Origin of the sequence: Mesorhizobium sp. L-2-11 (assembly GCF_016756595.1) — a bacterium.
GTDB lineage: Bacteria > Pseudomonadota > Alphaproteobacteria > Rhizobiales > Rhizobiaceae > Mesorhizobium.
Map to the genome: position 1 here is coordinate 3,753,038 of NZ_AP023257.1, position 15,578 is coordinate 3,768,615.

The 15,578-nt window shown below is 63.9% G+C and carries 16 protein-coding genes; 8 read left to right on the forward strand and 8 right to left on the reverse strand.

The genetic code is table 11. The features are described 5' to 3' along the window. Positions 1–17: 17 nt before the first annotated feature. Positions 18–992 (reverse strand): sialic acid TRAP transporter substrate-binding protein SiaP, encoded by a 975-nt coding sequence (locus JG739_RS17910; protein WP_202367513.1) that lies wholly within the window; start codon positions 990–992, stop codon positions 18–20. 139 nt (positions 993–1,131) lie between these two features. Then, positions 1,132–1,851: a FadR/GntR family transcriptional regulator gene (locus JG739_RS17915; protein ID WP_202362756.1), complete on the reverse strand. Its 720-nt coding sequence runs from the start codon at positions 1,849–1,851 to the stop codon at positions 1,132–1,134. A gap of 723 nt (positions 1,852–2,574) precedes the next feature. Here JG739_RS17915 and JG739_RS17920 point away from each other — a divergent pair. The 4 genes from JG739_RS17920 (at position 2,575) to JG739_RS17935 (ending at position 5,829) form a co-directional block, all read left to right on the forward strand. Further along, positions 2,575–3,060 (forward strand): YybH family protein, encoded by a 486-nt coding sequence (locus tag JG739_RS17920; RefSeq protein WP_202362757.1) that lies wholly within the window; start codon positions 2,575–2,577, stop codon positions 3,058–3,060. A gap of 212 nt (positions 3,061–3,272) precedes the next feature. After that, positions 3,273–3,836: a Spy/CpxP family protein refolding chaperone gene (locus tag JG739_RS17925; protein ID WP_202362758.1), complete on the forward strand. Its 564-nt coding sequence runs from the start codon at positions 3,273–3,275 to the stop codon at positions 3,834–3,836. A gap of 43 nt (positions 3,837–3,879) precedes the next feature. Further along, positions 3,880–4,581, forward strand: a complete 702-nt coding sequence (locus JG739_RS17930) for a response regulator (RefSeq protein WP_202362759.1) — start codon at positions 3,880–3,882, stop codon at positions 4,579–4,581. A 3-nt stretch (positions 4,582–4,584) separates the two neighbouring features. Beyond that, a complete protein-coding gene (locus JG739_RS17935) occupies positions 4,585–5,829 on the forward strand; it encodes an ATP-binding protein (RefSeq protein WP_202362760.1) in 1,245 nt (414 codons plus the stop codon). Positions 5,830–5,986: 157 nt separating this feature from the next. Here the strand turns inward: JG739_RS17935 and JG739_RS17940 are convergent, their stop codons facing one another. Genes JG739_RS17940 through JG739_RS17950 form a run of 3 tightly spaced genes read right to left on the reverse strand, consistent with a single transcriptional unit; the run spans position 5,987 to position 7,998 of the window. Beyond that, positions 5,987–6,982, reverse strand: a complete 996-nt coding sequence (locus tag JG739_RS17940) for an MBL fold metallo-hydrolase (protein WP_202362761.1) — start codon at positions 6,980–6,982, stop codon at positions 5,987–5,989. A gap of 35 nt (positions 6,983–7,017) precedes the next feature. Further along, a complete protein-coding gene (locus JG739_RS17945) occupies positions 7,018–7,230 on the reverse strand; it encodes a tautomerase family protein (protein ID WP_037381523.1) in 213 nt (70 codons plus the stop codon). Between the two features lie 30 nt (positions 7,231–7,260). Next, entirely contained in the window at positions 7,261–7,998 is a 738-nt protein-coding gene (locus JG739_RS17950) for an SDR family oxidoreductase (protein WP_202362762.1), read from the reverse strand. A gap of 96 nt (positions 7,999–8,094) precedes the next feature. On the opposite strand from JG739_RS17950, the gene JG739_RS17955 reads away from it, so the two are divergent. Both JG739_RS17955 and JG739_RS17960 read left to right on the forward strand, forming a co-directional pair. Next, positions 8,095–8,988, forward strand: a complete 894-nt coding sequence (locus tag JG739_RS17955) for a LysR family transcriptional regulator (RefSeq protein WP_202362763.1) — start codon at positions 8,095–8,097, stop codon at positions 8,986–8,988. A gap of 284 nt (positions 8,989–9,272) precedes the next feature. Further along, positions 9,273–9,710, forward strand: a complete 438-nt coding sequence (locus JG739_RS17960) for a YqaA family protein (RefSeq protein WP_202362764.1) — start codon at positions 9,273–9,275, stop codon at positions 9,708–9,710. A gap of 39 nt (positions 9,711–9,749) precedes the next feature. Here the strand turns inward: JG739_RS17960 and JG739_RS17965 are convergent, their stop codons facing one another. From JG739_RS17965 to JG739_RS17975, 3 genes are all read right to left on the reverse strand, one after another. Continuing rightward, on the reverse strand, positions 9,750–10,202 hold the full coding sequence (locus JG739_RS17965; RefSeq protein ID WP_202362765.1) for a c-type cytochrome: 453 nt from the start codon (positions 10,200–10,202) through the stop codon (positions 9,750–9,752). A 207-nt stretch (positions 10,203–10,409) separates the two neighbouring features. Then, entirely contained in the window at positions 10,410–11,891 is a 1,482-nt protein-coding gene (locus tag JG739_RS17970) for an ATP-binding protein (protein WP_202362766.1), read from the reverse strand. Further along, positions 11,888–12,607, reverse strand: coding sequence for a response regulator (locus tag JG739_RS17975; protein WP_202362767.1), 720 nt, complete (start codon positions 12,605–12,607; stop codon positions 11,888–11,890). The genes JG739_RS17970 and JG739_RS17975 overlap by 4 nt, the downstream gene beginning before the upstream one ends. Positions 12,608–12,919: 312 nt before the next feature. Between JG739_RS17975 and JG739_RS17980 the strand changes: the two genes are divergently transcribed. Both JG739_RS17980 and JG739_RS17985 read left to right on the forward strand, forming a co-directional pair. Further along, positions 12,920–13,390, forward strand: coding sequence for a (2Fe-2S)-binding protein (locus tag JG739_RS17980; RefSeq protein ID WP_023798506.1), 471 nt, complete (start codon positions 12,920–12,922; stop codon positions 13,388–13,390). Positions 13,391–13,401: 11 nt separating this feature from the next. Then, on the forward strand, positions 13,402–15,576 hold the full coding sequence (locus JG739_RS17985) for a xanthine dehydrogenase family protein molybdopterin-binding subunit (RefSeq protein ID WP_202362768.1): 2,175 nt from the start codon (positions 13,402–13,404) through the stop codon (positions 15,574–15,576). Positions 15,577–15,578 lie beyond the last annotated feature (2 nt).

Genomic DNA, 15,578 nt, shown 5'->3' on the forward strand with positions numbered 1-15,578 from the left:
GCCCGGATCGATGCGGCTTACTTGACGGCGCGGATCGCCTCCCAATCCTCCTTGCGGTAGCCGAACTCCTCGAACGTCACCTTCTCCATCACGTTCTTTTCGAAATCGGCGCGATCGACTTCGGTGACGGTGAGACCGCGCTCCTTGAAGGTCTCAACCAGGGCTTTCTCGCGATCGACGATGATCTTGGTCGCTCGCGCGGCAGCTTCCTGCATCACCTCGGTGAAGATCGCCTTGTCCTCGTCCGACAATTGCGACCAGCGCGATTGCGACACGACCGTGTTGAGATGATCGACGATGTGCCCGGTCAGGATAATGTGCTTTTGCACTTCGTAGAATTTTTTGGCGTCGATCGTCGTCAGCGGGTTTTCCTGCGCTTCCACCGTGCCCTGCTGCAGGGCGAGATAGACCTCGGCGAAGGCGATCGGCGCGGTGTTGGCGCCGCAGGCGCGCGGCATGGCGAGATAGGCCGGCACATCAGGCACGCGGATCTTCAGGCCTTGCATGTCGGCACATTTCTCGATGGGCCGGTTGGAGGTGGTGTGACGCGTGCCGTAGTAGGTGGTCGCGGTGATGTGATGGCCGGAGGCCTCTTCGTAGCCAGCGGTCAACTCCTTGTATTTGTCGCTCTTGGTGTAAGCGAGCAGGTGATCAGCGTCGCGGAAAGTGAACGGGAAGTAGGTCACGCCGATCGGCGGGTATTCGCGGGCGGCGAAGCTCGATCCGGAGATGATGATGTCGACCGTGCCGAGGGTCAGCCCCTGGTTGATGTCGGCTTCCTTGCCGAGTTGCGAGGCCGGGAAGACATCGATCGTATAGCGGCCGTCGGTGCGCTTCTTGATTTCTTCCGCCGCCCACACCGACTCCGTGTGGAAGGGTTCGGAGGTTTCGTAGACGTGGGCCCATTTCAGCGCGGTTTGTGCAGAGGCCGAAGCCATGGGCAGAGCGATTGCGGCGATCGTGCCGAGCAGAACGACGTATTTCCTCAACATCATATTCCTCCCTGTGAATGGATTGACGGTGCCGACAGGATCCTCCCGGTCGGCTGACTAGACCTTCTTAGTTCAAGCATCGGATTTCCCAAAACCGCTTCCCACCCCGGCCCGAGGGCAGGCTTTTGGGTCCGATGCTCTATTCCGCGACCTCCCTGGCCGAGGATTTCTCACCGAAATTGCGTGAGAATCTCAGTTGCGACTGACGCAGATGTTCCTGCATCGCGGCCTTGGCCCGTTCAGGCTCGCGCGCCGCGATCGCGTCACGCACCGCGCGATGCTCCTCCGCGGCGGCCCGCCAGGACTCCCTGTTTTCGAAATAGCTCGACAGGCGTTCGAAATATGGGTTCATGCGCTGGTCGAAAAGCTCGCCGATGCATCGCACCAGCACGGCGTTTCCCAGAATGCCCGCCACCATCGTATGGAACTCGCGGTCGAGCGCGATCGTCATCCTGGTCGGGTGAGGTATGTCCTCCATGCGGCGCAGCACGTCGTCCATATGTTCGATGTCGATCGGCCGAGCCTGGAGGGCGGCTTCGGCGGCGATCGCGCCTTCGATGAATTCGCGTGCCCGTAACAGCTCGAACGGGCCTTCATCCATTTCTGCCGTCAAAATTTCGGCGCGCGGCGGTTCGGTGACGTAGATGCCGGAACCGACGCGAATGCGTATGCGTCCCTCGACCTCGAGCGCGATCAGCGCTTCACGCACAGTCGGGCGGGAGATGCCAAGCTGATCGGCCAGTTCGCGCTCGGTCGGCAGCCGATCGCCGACTGCGAACTCGCCCGCGTCGATCAGCTGCCTGAGCTGATCGGCGATCTGTCGGTAAAGTCGACGCGGTTCAACGGCCTGGATCGGCATTGTTACCCAGTTCTACTTCAAGGGAATCATCTGGACTGATCCCGGATCGGTAAATTGGTCTGACCTATTGATGAAAGTGCCGCGAAAAACACGGAAAGTCAAGCAGCAGGGAACGAACTGCGCATCGCCGCAATGCGGCGCGCGAATGCGCACCAGCGCTTTAGGCAGGCTGAAGGGAACCAAAACCTATCCGAGCACTTCTTCAGCGCGACGGGATCCATAGCCCGGCATATCGACCCGGCCGCGCCGTAACATCGTATCCGACGAATTGCCACTGGAGCTGGGACATCGCCGACGCGGCGATATATGTCCCTTCGAGGACCGGTCTGTTTTAGAATCCACGATCGGCAACGTTGCAGCGCTGAGCCTGATGGTGGATCGGCCGCCACGGCGAACGAGAGTGAGGCGACGCGCCGTCTGGTGCAGTGGAAGGCGGACTCCAAGAAGCTCGGATTGTTCTAGCGGCGCGCCCAATGTCATCTGTTCCGCCTTCATCTCTCCAGGCCTCACGAGCAGATCATCACCACCTACGAGACGCTTGCGGGAAGGGTGCTCGATAGTCGGCGGATCAGGGCGGTACAACAACCGATCGTCGTACTGTGGCGAAGAAAAACAGGGAAATGGCGGAAGAGCCGTGAGCATGCCGTTAGAAGCGTGCTGGCCCACATTTGACATGTTGGACAGTGATGAGAATGTCGAACACTTCATTTGGAGGAGACTGGAATGGCTTCCAACGAAGCACAGATTGAGGCGGTGATGGAGGAGCGGGCCGCGGCAATGGCGGCGCGCGATATCGAGCGCCTGATGGCAGTTTATACGACCGACGTCGTCTACTTCGACCTTGTGCCGCCGCTTTCCTACTCCGGTGCAGCATCGCTGAGGGCGCGTTTCCTGGATTGGTTCGGACGTTGGGAAAGTCCGATCGGCCAGCGCGTCGACCGCTTGCAGATCATCTCGGGCGTTGATGTGGCGACAGCTTTCATGCTCATCGAGGCACGCGGCACACTGAAGGGCGGGCGAGATGTGAAGTACTGGGTTCGCACGACCAATGGTCTGCGAAGGATGGCCGGCACCTGGCGTATTGCGCATGAGCATGTTTCGCTACCCGTCGATATGGCGACGCGCAGTGCGGTGATGGATCTGGCACCTGGTTGCGAGCAATCGATAATCCCTGAACGGATGCCTGGGGATGGATCATTCAAGACATAGCGTTGCGTGTCGCCCGACTTTGACTGGACGGACTCGTCGCATGAAGATGCCGGATTTCAGCTAGGTTGGAGAACCTTCGCAGCATAGCCGCGCCGCAATAGCGCCTTGCCGGCTTCACACAACTTTACATTCGCCCGCAACAGCCGAAACGTTGCGCTCCTAGTCTGGCCCAGTCGCGGCAGGGATGCCGCTTTAGCGAAAGGACCAGCATCATGGAAACGAACCATCCGGAACCGGCCCCGCAGAAGAAGAGCTGGGGCAAGCGCATCGCCATCGGCGGCATTGCGATAGCGGCTCTTGCCGGCGTCGGCGTCGCTGGCGCGCTCAGTCAGGATTACGAGCGCATGCAGCGCTTCGGCATGGGCTGGGGCGACGGCGGACCCGGCATGCACATGCAGGCCAATTTCCGCCACGGCATGGGGTTTGGCGGCCCAGGTTTCGGCGGGCACCACTTCGAGCGCATGCTCGACGAGATCGACGCCACACCTGAGCAGGAAAAGAAGTTGGAAGCGATCGTGGACAAGCTTCATGACGATGTGCGCCCGATCATGCGCGGCTTTCGCGACACACGCGACGATGTCGCCAAGCTACTCGGCGCCGCAACCATCGACCGCGGGGCGGCGGAGAAGCTGCGCGCCGAGCGCGTTGCGGCGGTCGACGAGGCCTCGCGCAAGCTGACGACCGCCCTGCTCGACGCCGCCGATGTGCTCACGGCCGAGCAGCGGGCGGAACTGGCCGAACGTTCCGAGGATCGCGGCTGGCACCGCCGCTGGTAAGCTCTCTGCCGGCACAGTTTCGAATCGGAGCAAATAAACCGGCATGGCGGACCAGGTTCTCATCGTCGACGACGACAGGCGCCTGTCCGCCATGCTTGCAGAATATCTGACGGGCAATGGCTTTCGTGTGCAGGCGGCGGAGACGGCGGGCGCAGGCATTGTCGAGATCGCGCGGCTGTCGCCCGATGCCGTGATTCTTGACGTCATGCTGCCCGACATGGATGGCTTCGAGGCGCTCAAACGCATCCGCGCGAATTCCGACGTACCGGTGCTGATGCTGACGGCGCGAGGCGACGAGACCGACCGCATCGTGGGGCTGGAGATCGGCGCCGACGACTACTTGCCAAAGCCATTCAATCCACGCGAACTGCTGGCGCGGCTGAAGGCAATCCTGCGCCGCCGCAACGCCGGCACGAACGGCTCCCCGCGCATCCTGCGATTCGGACGGCTGGAGATCGATCCCGCGTCGCGCTCGGCTCGCGTCGACGGGCGCGACCGTCCTATGACCAGCTACCAGTTCGACCTGCTGGTGGCACTCGCCGAAAATGCCGGACGCACGCTGTCGCGCGAACAACTCATGGATATGGTCAAGGGCGAGGAACTGGAAGCGTTCGACCGGTCGATCGACGTGCATGTCTCGCGCATCCGCGCCGCCATCGAGACCGATCCGAAACATCCTCGCCGCATCATCACCGTACGCGGCGCGGGCTATGTCTTTGCCCGGTTCCAGGACGGTGACAAATAGGCCATGCGCAACAGCCTTTTCGTCAAGATCTATCTTACAGTGCTGGCCAGCCTCGCGGTGGTAGCGATTGCCAGCGCGATCTTCGTGCGCATGGGCCAGGAACGCGAATATGCCGGCTGGAGCGGCAGGCGCGATGCCTTCATCGCGGCGATGCTGCCGGCAGGTTCCGACCCCGCTTTGCTGCAGGCGACGGTCCAACGGCTCTCCGCGGCCGTCGACGCCGACATCTCGGTCTACAGCCCGCAGGGACGGCTGCTTGCGGCGGCCGGCCGGCCGATTCCCGAACGCGAGATCGGATTCCACCGCAGGATGCATTCCGGCGGGCATCACCTGTTGGTTAACCGGTTGCCGGACGGAAGGGTTGTCGCGGCGCGGCCGAGAATGCCGTTCAGCCCTGGACGCCGCAACCCCCTTGCTTATCTCGTGCTGATCGCCGGGGTGATAGGGCTCGCCGCGTTTCCGGTGGTGCGTCACCTTACACGCCGCCTTGAAGCGTTGCGCCAGGGCGTGGACCGCTGGGGTGAAGGTGCTCTCGATACGCGCGTTGCCGTGAACGGCAAGGACGAGGTGGCGGCGGTGGCGGCAAGCTTCAACCGCGCCGCCGAGCAGATCGAGCGGCTGCTTGCCGCGCACCGCTCGCTGCTTGCCAATGCCAGCCACGAGTTGCGCTCGCCGCTCGCGCGCCTGCGCATGGCGATCGACCTTCATGCGGACGGACAAAGCGGCCCGGCGCGCGACGAAATCGTGCGCGACCTCGCCGAACTCGACGCGCTGGTGGAGGAAATCCTGCTTGCCAGCCGGCTCGACCATATCGAGAAACTGGAACGGGTGGAATTGGTGGATCTGCTGGCGCTCACGGCCGAGGAAGGCGCGCGCTCCGGCGTCGACGTCTCGGGCGAACCCGGCGTCGTATCGGGCGACCCGACACTGCTCACGCGGTTGGTGCGCAATCTCATGCAGAACGCGCACAGACATGGCGGTCCGCCGATCACCGCGCATGTGGGGACCGAAGGCGGCTCGGTGGTGCTCAAGGTGCGCGATCACGGACCGGGCCTGCCGGAAGGAACCGGTGAGCGCGTCTTCGAGCCGTTTTTCCGGCCACAGGGCCGGAGCGAGACGGCCGGCGGTTGGGGCCTCGGCCTGTCGCTGGTGCGCCAGATCGCCTTGCATCATGGCGCAACCGTGCAACACGAAACGCCATCCGGCGGCGGCGCCTGCTTCGTCGTCACGTTTCCGGCAACACCTTGATCTATCGCCGGCGCATAAGATGTGGCTGTGACGAACAAGGTTGGCCTAAGGTAGCTGCTAGGGCGCCCGGCATCGACGAGATGCTGGGCGATCGGGGCGAGGAGCCATGCCAGCGCTATCTGCATCGGCGAGATTCCCCTGTTACAGCAGTTGCTGATTAGGCTCTCTGCTGAAAATATCGGAGTACTGGCGAAATGAACTCCGGATTCTCCCACGTTGCATAACGCGTGCGAAGGAGCGACGGAAGATTGGCGGCCTGGGGACCGGCCTCGGCGAGCATTCCACGTACCGTTTGGAAATAGCCAAGCACGGCCTCAGGAAGCTCGGCGTCGCCGAGATTTCCGTGCCCGGGCACAATGAGACGCGGCTGCAACTGCATCATATCATTGAGAGCGGTTTCCCACTTTGCAACGTCAATGTCGCCGGCACCGATCATAGGCGCAAAGAACGGGACGATCGGAAACATCCGCTCTTCGAGGAGGTCTCCTGCGAACAGGATGCGCTCCGAAGGCAAGAAGACGATCTGATCCCCCGGAGAATGGGCGGTGCCCCAGGTCCGAAGCCGGACCTCACGGCCGCCGAGATCGATCACGGTCTCCGCGGTGTCGTATGTCTCATGCGGTGGCGTCAGTTTGATCCCGTCCAGTAGATGCTTCTGCCCTTCCGGCAGGATGCCGGCTCTGAAGCCGTCCAGCAAGGTCTGACCCGAGCGCTGTAAATAGTCCCGTTGTGCACTGTTGTAGTAGATGCGTGCGTCGCTCCTGAACACTTGGGCACCGAAGCCGTGTTCCGGATGGGCGTGGGTTACCGTCAGGATGATCTGCCGTCCCACTGCGATTTCTCGCGTCAGGCGCAGGACGTTCTCGGCGCTCTCGATACCAAGACCGCAGTCTACCACCAGCACGCTTTCTGTGCCGACGATGATGCCGATATTCGGAACGAGCGGGATGCGCTTGTCGGGTATAAGAAAGACACCTGGCGCCATCTCCGCCGGAAAACGCGTATCCACAGCCGGTATTGGCCGCGCGGCCGGTTGCAACGTGTCCTGCTCTTGGGCGCTTGCGCGGATCGGAATCATTCCCGCCAGTCCAGCCAGGACCGTCAGCTTCAGCAAATCGCGCCTATCGGTGCATGCTGTCTTTTCAGTCTCCATCACGCGTCTCCCTGTAATCGGCAGCCTCTTAGGCGTCAGTCCTTGGCCCGGTACTCTTCCGGCATGACGAAGACCTCGTCCGCACGTCCGTATCCGCCGTCGGGCACTTCCTCGATCAGGACCATCGTGGTCGGACGCACGACCTCCCCGAAATAGCCGACCATGAGTTCGGTCGTCTTGTGGATCAGGTCTTCCTTCTGCGCCGTCGAAAGCGAGGCCTGGGGCAGTTTGTAGTTCGCGAAAGGCATGGTGTGTTCCTTGGATTTGAGGGTTTGCGATTAGAGCGCGCCGCCATTGGCGCGGATGGTTTGGCCGTTGATCCAGCCGCTTTCCGGCCCAGCCAGGAAGGCGACGGTCTCCGCGATGTCATCGGGACGACCGAGGCGGCCGAGCGGGATCATCCGCGTGATGCTGGCGACCAGTTCCTCGGACTTGCCGCGCATGAAGAAATCGGTCTCGACCGGGCCGGGCGCGATCGCGTTCACGGTAATCCCGCGCGGGCCCAACTCCTTGGCAAGCACGTGCGTCAACGCCTCGATCCCGGCTTTCGTCGCGGCATACAATCCGTAACCGGGCTGGTAGAAGCCCACCACGCTTGAGGACACGCTGATGATCCGCCCGCCATCGCGCAGCCGCTTGGCGCCTTCGCGCATGCCGCGGAACGTGCCGCCAAGATTGATGGCGCAGTGGTCTTCGATGTCCGCGTCCGTCGCGTCGGCCACGGGTGAGAGCCGCATCATGCCTGCATTGTTGACCAGTAGATCGACCGGGCCGAACGCGGCTTCAGCCGCATCGAACAGCGCGGGCATGCCAGCCGGATCGCCGACGTCAGCCTGCACCGCGACCGCCTTGCCGCCCGCCTGCTCGATGTCCTGCACGACCTGATGGGCAGCAGCCTCATCGCGCGTATAGTTCACCGCGACAGCACAACCCTCCTGGGCGAGCCGTCGTGCGATTGCCGCGCCGATGCCCTTGCCGGCGCCGGTCACGATTGCGGTTTTGTCTTTCAGTCTCATTTCTTGACCTCCGTTGCTCGGCAAGAAGGTAAGGAGTGTTAGAGGCGGGATAATCGCCCTTTTGCGGGCAACAAAATTCGGCTAATCCGAACAATCATGGATCGCCTCGAGGCAATGCGTCTTTTCGTGCGGGTCATCGACCGTCGCAGCTTCACGGCCGCGGCGGCCGATCTTGGCATCCCACGTTCGACGGCCACCGAAGCGATCAGGCGGCTCGAGCGCCATCTCGGCAGCCGGCTGTTGGAACGCACCACCCGGCATGTGGCGCCCACGCCGGATGGCGAAGCCTATTACCGGCGGTGCCTGTCGATCCTCGCCGATATCGACGAAGCGGAGGGCGCCTTGCGGGGCGGTGAACCCTCGGGGGTGCTCCGCATCGATGCGCACGGCGCATTGACGCGGGCCTTCCTGCTGCCGCGCCTGCCGGGCTTCCTGGAAGCATACCCACAGATCAGGTTGCAGATCGGCCAGGGCGACAGGCTGGTCGATCTGGTGCGCGAGGGGGTGGATTGCGTCATCCGGGCGGGCGAACCGGATGACAGCGGCCTGATCATGCGTAGGCTCCCCGATATCCCGGAGCAGACCTGCGCTAGCCCCCAGTATATCGAGCATCACGGGATGCCCGCTTCGGTCGATGATCTCGACCGACACCAGATGATCGGCTTCGTGTCGTCGCGCACGGGCCGTGTGATGCCGATGGAGTTCCAGACCGCCGAGGGAATCAGGGAGGTGATACTTCCCTGCCGCGTGACTGCCAACGAGGCGGAGACGGCGCATCATCTCGCACGGATGGGCTACGGGCTGATTCAGGCGCCGCGCTATCGCTTCCGGGAGGATCTGGCGCGAGGCGCACTTGTCGAGGTCCTGCCGGCCCAGCGCCCGCCACCACTGCCGCTCGCTGCCTATTATCCGCAGAACCGTCAGCTATCGCCACGTGTGCGGGTTTTCCTCGACTGGGTGGCGGCGGTTTTCGATGCGACAGATTTGTAGTACTTGCCACGCCTGCCGGAGATGTAGCTTTCCCGCGCCGCTGTTGGCCATTGCCTCACGGCGGGCCAATCGGGGCTTACTTTCTATCACTCGCACGACACCGCCAGCGGGTGCTCGGTTCTACGACGTACGTTGATCCCGCCAATCCCCAGAACGAGATTGCGGCAGTCCACGACTATGTTATCCAGATTCGGGAATGGCTGATGCGGCGGTGCCTCACTTTTCCGTCGGCGTCGGCGGACGGCGGGCACCTCCAAAAGCCTCTGCGCAAAGCGAAAACATAGATGGATGACTTTGCCGCTTACGGCGGCCTGTTTGCTGTTGCCTTCGCTGCGGCGACCATCCTCCCGGCGCAGTCGGAGACCGCCCTTGCCGGGCTTCTCGCCATGGATTCCTTCTCGCCCGCAATGCTGGTTGTTGTCGCCAGCACAGGGAACATCCTTGGTTCGGCAGTGAACTGGGGTCTTGGTCGAGGGATCGAACGCTTCCGGGACAAGCCCTGGTTTCCGCTGCGCCCCGCGAGGCTCAACCGCGCCACGAACTGGTATCACCGCTATGGAAGATGGTCGCTCTTGTTAAGCTGGATGCCGATCGTCGGCGACCCACTGACCGTGGTCGCTGGGGTTTTGCGCGAGCCGCTATGGAGCTTTGTCGCTATCGTCGCCCTGGCGAAGGTTTCGCGCTATCTGCTTGTCGCCGGAGCAGTGCTGGGCCTAATGTAAGACCGAATCGCGGACATTGATTTGGTTCACCAGCGCATACTATTGCACGAGTGCACCTTCCAGATAGCCGATGATGGCGGCGCGCTGGGCGGCATTGGGAACGCCAACGGTCATCGACGTGCCCGGAACCCTCTGGCGCGGAGCAGCGAGGAAGGCATCAAGCGTACCGCCGTCCCAGACGATATCAGACTCGCGCAACGCGGCCGAATAGCGGGCGCCCTCGACGCTGCCGGCCGCGCGGCCGATGATGCCCGACAGATGCGGGCCGGCCCTGGTCTGGCCGGGCTCCAGGCTGTGGCAGGCCGCGCAGCGCTGCCGGAACAGCCGCTCGCCGTCGGCCTGCTGCGCGGAAGCGGCGTCCGGCAACAGCAGGCCGGCGGCCCAGAGCGCAGCCAGGAACGCACGCGCTCGCGTGATCGACGTAGCCGGGGATGCGGTCGCAACTCCAACGGAAACAAATTGGTTGCGTGTCGTGGCTTGTGAATGGCTCATCGGATGACCTCTGCGGAACGTTGAAGGGAGGGGCTTTGCTGGTGGCCGGAAGCTTCCGGCAGGACCAGCCGCTCAACAGCGAGGGCGGCGGCTGGTTCGGGGAGGCGCCGGGGAGGATATACGGGTGACGACTTTCCCTTCGTTTCGACGACATCGATCGACCACGCCGCGACAGCGCGGGAGTTCCGATCGCGGGATGGGTTTCGGTCAAGCCGGCAAGGATCGCAGTCCGGTCGGAGGGCTCGTCTCGGGCACAGGCGCCGGGGCAAGCTGCCTGGCCATGTCGATCAGCGGCAGCCTGATGACCGCGCGAAGGCCGTTGCTGCGGTTTTCCAGCACGATGTCGCCGCCGTGGTGGCGGGCGATGGCGCGGGCAATGGACAGGCCGAGCCCGACGCCGCCGGTCTCCCGGTTGCGTGACTGCTCCAGGCGGAAGAAGGGCGCGAATACCTGTTCCATTTCGCCTGGCGGAATGCCTGGCCCGGCGTCCTCGACCACAATGTCCAGACTGTCGGTACGCCTGACCAGGCTTACCTTGGCCTGCTCGCCGTAGCGGATGGCATTTTCGACGAGGTTGCGGATCGCCCGGCGCAGCGAGTCCGGCCGGCAGCGGTACAGCACCTTGGGCCCGTCGCTGACGGTGACGTTTTGGCCCAGCTCCTCGAGGTCGTCGCAGAGGCTGCCGACCAGCGCCGAAAGATCGACGGTTCGCGTCTCCTCCACCGCGGCGTCCTCGCGCGCGAAGGCGAGCGCCGCCTCCGTCATCGTCTGGATTTCCTCGATGGTCTTCAGCATCTTCTCCTGGAGATCGTGATCCTGGACGAACTCGGCGCGCAGCCGGAGCGAGGTCAACGGCGTGCGCAGGTCATGGCTGATCGCCGCCAGCATGCGCGTGCGGTCCTCGACGAAGCGCTGCAGGCGCTCCTGCATGCGGTTGAACGCCTCGGCGGTCTGGCGGATGTCGTCCGGCCCGGATTCCGGCAGCCGCGGCACGGCCTCGCCGCGGCCGAACAGTTCGGCGGCATGGGCGAGCCGTCGCAGCGGACGCGCGATTGCCTGCGCCCCGAAAATCGCTATGGCGGACAGGATGAGTGCGGTGAGCGCCAGCGATATCGCCGATTGCGTCGTCCAGAAGGCGCTCGGCATCACCTTGGCGTAGGCGGCGTTCAGCCAGGTGCTGTCATCGAGGCGGACGGAAAGCCCCATGCCGTTTGGGGCGCCGTCCAGATAAAGGAACTTGGCAGGTCGCGTGAACGGGCTGCCATTGCCGGACAGGTTCAGCATGCGCGGCGGCACCGAAGGATCGGCGGCAGCGACCGCGTTCGAGGCCTGCCCATTCATGTAGGCTGCATATTTGGCGGCAACCCCTGGCAGCGGCTTGGCGAGTTGCGTCAACGCCTCCTGTTGCCAGGCGAGGGGATTGCTCGGCCCGTCGTGCGAGGTCCAGAAGCGCGTATAGGCCGTGCCGCTGACGGTGAGGATGTCGGGCCGAAGCGAGGGCGGCGTCGTGTCCAGCAAAATGGCAAGCGAGGACGTGCGGCTGACGAACTCGCCCTTGGCCGCCGCCTGCAGGGCTTGCCCGCGCTCGTCCCACGAGATCAGGAAGGTGATCGCCTGCGACAGGCCGAGCGCAAGCAGCACCAGAATGAGGAAGCGGGCCGCCAGGCTGCGTCTCCACAACAGCATCATGCCTGGGCCACCTCGGCGGTGAAGCAGTAGCCGCCGCCCCAGTGCGTCTTGATCAGCATCGGATTCTTCGGGTCTGCCTCGATCTTCTTGCGCAGCCGGCTCACTTGGTTGTCGACGGCCCGGTCGAAACCGTCGGCCGAGCGCCCGACGGTGAGGTCGAGCAACTGATCCCGGCTGAGCACGATCCCGACATGCTCGATAAAGGCGGTGAGAAGGCTGAATTCGGCCGTGCTGAGCGCGACCGCCACGCCGTCGAGCCCGACCAGTTCGCGGCGGCCGACATTCAGCGTCCAGCGGTCGAAGCGCAGCGCGTTCGATTTGAGCCGACCGCGCTGCGGCGGCAGGCTGTGGACGCGCCTGAGCACCGCCTTGATCCGCGCCAGCAGTTCCCGAGGATTGAACGGCTTGGTCAGGTAGTCGTCGGCCCCGATCTCGAGGCCGACGATCCGGTCGACCTCCTCGGCCATGGCGGTAAGGAAGATGATCGGAACGTCGACCGTTCCGCGCACGTGCCGGCAGGCGGCAATGCCGTCTTCGCCCGGCATCATGACGTCGAGGACGATAAGATCGGGCAGGCTGCGGTCGAGCAGACGCTTGAGCGCGGCCGTGCTGTCGGCGACGCTGACGCGATAACCCTGCTGGGTGAGGTATTTCCCCACGAGATCGCGGATGTCCCTGTGGTCGTCGACGACCGCGATGTGCTGCGCCACTTCCATGCAATGCTCCAAGGTCGCCGCTGAATAGTCGGTCAGTATCGACGATATCTAGTTTGCGTCTACACGGATGATCACCTTCCGCGCCATGGCGGCAATCTCGCCCGACATCAACAAAGCGTGAGAAGTGTAACAAAATGTATCAGAGCGCAGAGCCCGCGACAACTTGCGATGAACTGCCGGTGTTCGGGACAAGGTTCTGCGACAGCTCCCGCCTAACTTGGCCTCGTCGCTAGCCGGGACGTCCGGTCTTCGTCGCCAGGGGCGGCATCCAGACCCCGGTCCTCGCCAGCCTTTGATCGAAAGGATTGCACAATGGCCAGATTGATTATCAACGGCACGCCACGTGACATCGAGGTCGATCCGGACACGCCGCTGCTGTGGGTGATCCGCGAGCAGATCGGGCTTACCGGAACGAAGTATGGTTGCGGCGTTGCCGCCTGCGGCGCCTGCACCATCCATATAGATGGCGTCGCCACGCGCTCCTGCGTGCTTCCGGTGAGCGCGGTCGAGCCCGACCAGCAAATCACCACCATAGAAGGGCTTTCGCCGGACAGCTCGCATCCGGTCCAGCAGGCCTGGCTGGCGCTCGATGTGCCGCAATGCGGCTACTGCCAGGCCGGCATGATCATGGCTGCGGCGGGTCTGCTCATGCAGAACCCGAACCCGGCGGACGAGGACATCAACGCGGAGATCACCAACATCTGCCGCTGCGGCACCTACAACCGGGTGCGCGCTGCGATCAAGCTGGCCGCCAAAGCCGGCGAAGCCACGCAACGCGGTTGAGGAGAACTGTCATGAACGCCACAATTTCCCTCTCGCGCCGCAGCTTCATCATCGGCGTAGCCTCCACGGCCGGCGGCTTGTCCCTCGGATTCAACGTGCCGTTCATCAAGCCGGCACTGGCCGAGGGCGGCGAGGCGGCGCCGGAGATCAATGCCTGGGTGGTGATCAGGCCCGACGATACGGTGGTCATCCGCATCGCCCGCTCCGAGATGGGGCAGGGGACGTTGACCGGCCTGGCGCAACTCGTCGCCGAGGAGCTGAACTGCGACTGGTCCAAGGTCACCACCGAATATCCGTCGCCGGCCCAGAACCTGACGCGTGATCGCGTGTGGGGCAATTTCTCGACCGGCGGCAGCCGCGGCATCCGCGAGTCGCACGAATATGTGCGCATTGGTGGCGCCGTTGCGCGCGAGATGCTGATTGCCGCAGCGGCCGCCGAATGGGGCGTGCCGGCCAGCGAATGCACCGCAAGGACGGGCGTGGTCACGCATGCAGCATCAGATCGCGCCACCTTTTACGGACAGCTGGCTGCCGCCGCCGCGAAAATGACGCCGCCCACCAACGTCACCCTGAAGGACCCGAAGGATTGGACCATAGCCGGCAGGCCGCTGCCGCGGCTCGACACGGCCGACAAGCTCAACGGCAGCCAGGTCTACGGCGCCGATCTCAAGCTGCCGAACATGCTCAACGCGACGATCCGGGCCTGCCCGTATTTCGGCGGCAAGGTGGAGAGTTTTGATGCGGCGGCGGTCGCCGGCATGCCGGGCGTGCGCACTGTCGTTCAGGTCGACGAAACCGCCGTTGCGGTTGTCGCCGACACCTGGTGGCGGGCGAAGACGGCTCTCGATGCCTTGCCGATCGTCTGGGACGAAGGCCCCAACAGGCAGGTCACCAGCGCCTCGATCGCGGCGATGCTGGAAGAGGGGCTCGCCGCAAACGACGCTTTCGTCGGCGCCAGGCAAGGTGACGCCGATGCCGTGCTGTCCGCAGCCGCCCGGACGGTCACGGCGACCTATGCCTTCCCCTACCAGAACCACGCGACCATGGAGCCGATGAACGCGACGGCGCTCTACACGCCGGAGCGCTGCGAGGTATGGGTGCCCACCCAGAATGGCGAGGCGAGCCTTGCTGCAGCGGCCGAGGCCGCCGGCCTGCCGGTGCAGCAATGCGAGGTGCACAAGATCCATCTTGGCGGCGGCTTCGGCCGGCGCGGCAATTTCCAGGACTATGTGCGCCAGGCGGTGAGCATTGCCAAGCAGGTGCCGGGAACGCCTGTAAAGCTCATGTGGTCGCGCGAGGAAGACATGCTGCACGGCGCATACCACCCGACCACCCGATGCCGGCTGACCGGCGCGCTCGACGCGGACGGCAATTTGACAGCTCTGCACATGCGCATATCCGGCCAGTCGATCCTTGCCGCGGTGCGGCCGCAAGGCATGCAGAACGGTATGGACCCGGTGGTCTTCCAAGGCCTCGTCCTCAGCGGCACGGAAGGCACGCTTGGATATACGGTGGACAATCTGCTTGTCGACCATGCCATGCGCAACCCGCCGATCCCGCCGGGCTTCTGGCGCGGCGTCAACCTCAACCAGAACGCGCTCTACGTCGAGTGTTTCATGGACGAACTCGCCCATGCGGCCGGCGTCGACCCGCTCGCCTTCCGCCGCAAGCTGATGGCCAAACATCCAAAACATCTCGCCGTGCTGGAGGCGGTCGCCGAACGGATCGGCTGGGACACCCCGCCCGCGGCCGGCGTTCACCGCGGCCTGGCGCAGATCATGGGCTTCGGCAGTTATGTGGCGGCGGCGGCTGAGGTTTCGGTCACCGATGGGCAGCTCAGGATCCATCGCATCGTGGCGGCCACCGATCCGGGTCATGTCGTCAACCCCGCACAGGTGGAGCGGCAGGTCGAGGGCTCCTTCGTCTATGGCCTTTCCGCCTGTATCTACGGCGAATGCACCGTCAATGGCGGCCGCATGGAGCAGGAAAACTTCGACAGCTACGAGGTCCTGCGCATGGCCGAAATGCCTGAGGTGGAGACGATCATCATTCCGTCCGGCGGTTTTTGGGGTGGGGTCGGCGAGCCGACCATCGCGGTCGCAGCACCAGCTGTCCTCAATGCGATCTTCGCCGCCACCGGAAAACGCATCCGCACACTGCCGCTGAAGAACCATGACCTCGCATGATA

What these genes read in the sequence shown, in the direction of transcription:
- JG739_RS17910 (WP_202367513.1), bottom strand. Translation starts at nt 992, where the DNA reads ATGTTGAGGAAATACGTCGTTCTGCTCGGCACGATCGCCGCAATCGCT.
- JG739_RS17915 (WP_202362756.1), bottom strand. Translation starts at nt 1,851, where the DNA reads ATGCCGATCCAGGCCGTTGAACCGCGTCGACTTTACCGACAGATCGCC.
- JG739_RS17920 (WP_202362757.1), top strand. Translation starts at nt 2,575, where the DNA reads ATGGCTTCCAACGAAGCACAGATTGAGGCGGTGATGGAGGAGCGGGCC.
- JG739_RS17925 (WP_202362758.1), top strand. Translation starts at nt 3,273, where the DNA reads ATGGAAACGAACCATCCGGAACCGGCCCCGCAGAAGAAGAGCTGGGGC.
- JG739_RS17930 (WP_202362759.1), top strand. Translation starts at nt 3,880, where the DNA reads ATGGCGGACCAGGTTCTCATCGTCGACGACGACAGGCGCCTGTCCGCC.
- JG739_RS17935 (WP_202362760.1), top strand. Translation starts at nt 4,585, where the DNA reads ATGCGCAACAGCCTTTTCGTCAAGATCTATCTTACAGTGCTGGCCAGC.
- JG739_RS17940 (WP_202362761.1), bottom strand. Translation starts at nt 6,982, where the DNA reads ATGGAGACTGAAAAGACAGCATGCACCGATAGGCGCGATTTGCTGAAG.
- JG739_RS17945 (WP_037381523.1), bottom strand. Translation starts at nt 7,230, where the DNA reads ATGCCTTTCGCGAACTACAAACTGCCCCAGGCCTCGCTTTCGACGGCG.
- JG739_RS17950 (WP_202362762.1), bottom strand. Translation starts at nt 7,998, where the DNA reads ATGAGACTGAAAGACAAAACCGCAATCGTGACCGGCGCCGGCAAGGGC.
- JG739_RS17955 (WP_202362763.1), top strand. Translation starts at nt 8,095, where the DNA reads ATGGATCGCCTCGAGGCAATGCGTCTTTTCGTGCGGGTCATCGACCGT.
- JG739_RS17960 (WP_202362764.1), top strand. Translation starts at nt 9,273, where the DNA reads ATGGATGACTTTGCCGCTTACGGCGGCCTGTTTGCTGTTGCCTTCGCT.
- JG739_RS17965 (WP_202362765.1), bottom strand. Translation starts at nt 10,202, where the DNA reads ATGAGCCATTCACAAGCCACGACACGCAACCAATTTGTTTCCGTTGGA.
- JG739_RS17970 (WP_202362766.1), bottom strand. Translation starts at nt 11,891, where the DNA reads ATGATGCTGTTGTGGAGACGCAGCCTGGCGGCCCGCTTCCTCATTCTG.
- JG739_RS17975 (WP_202362767.1), bottom strand. Translation starts at nt 12,607, where the DNA reads ATGGAAGTGGCGCAGCACATCGCGGTCGTCGACGACCACAGGGACATC.
- JG739_RS17980 (WP_023798506.1), top strand. Translation starts at nt 12,920, where the DNA reads ATGGCCAGATTGATTATCAACGGCACGCCACGTGACATCGAGGTCGAT.
- JG739_RS17985 (WP_202362768.1), top strand. Translation starts at nt 13,402, where the DNA reads ATGAACGCCACAATTTCCCTCTCGCGCCGCAGCTTCATCATCGGCGTA.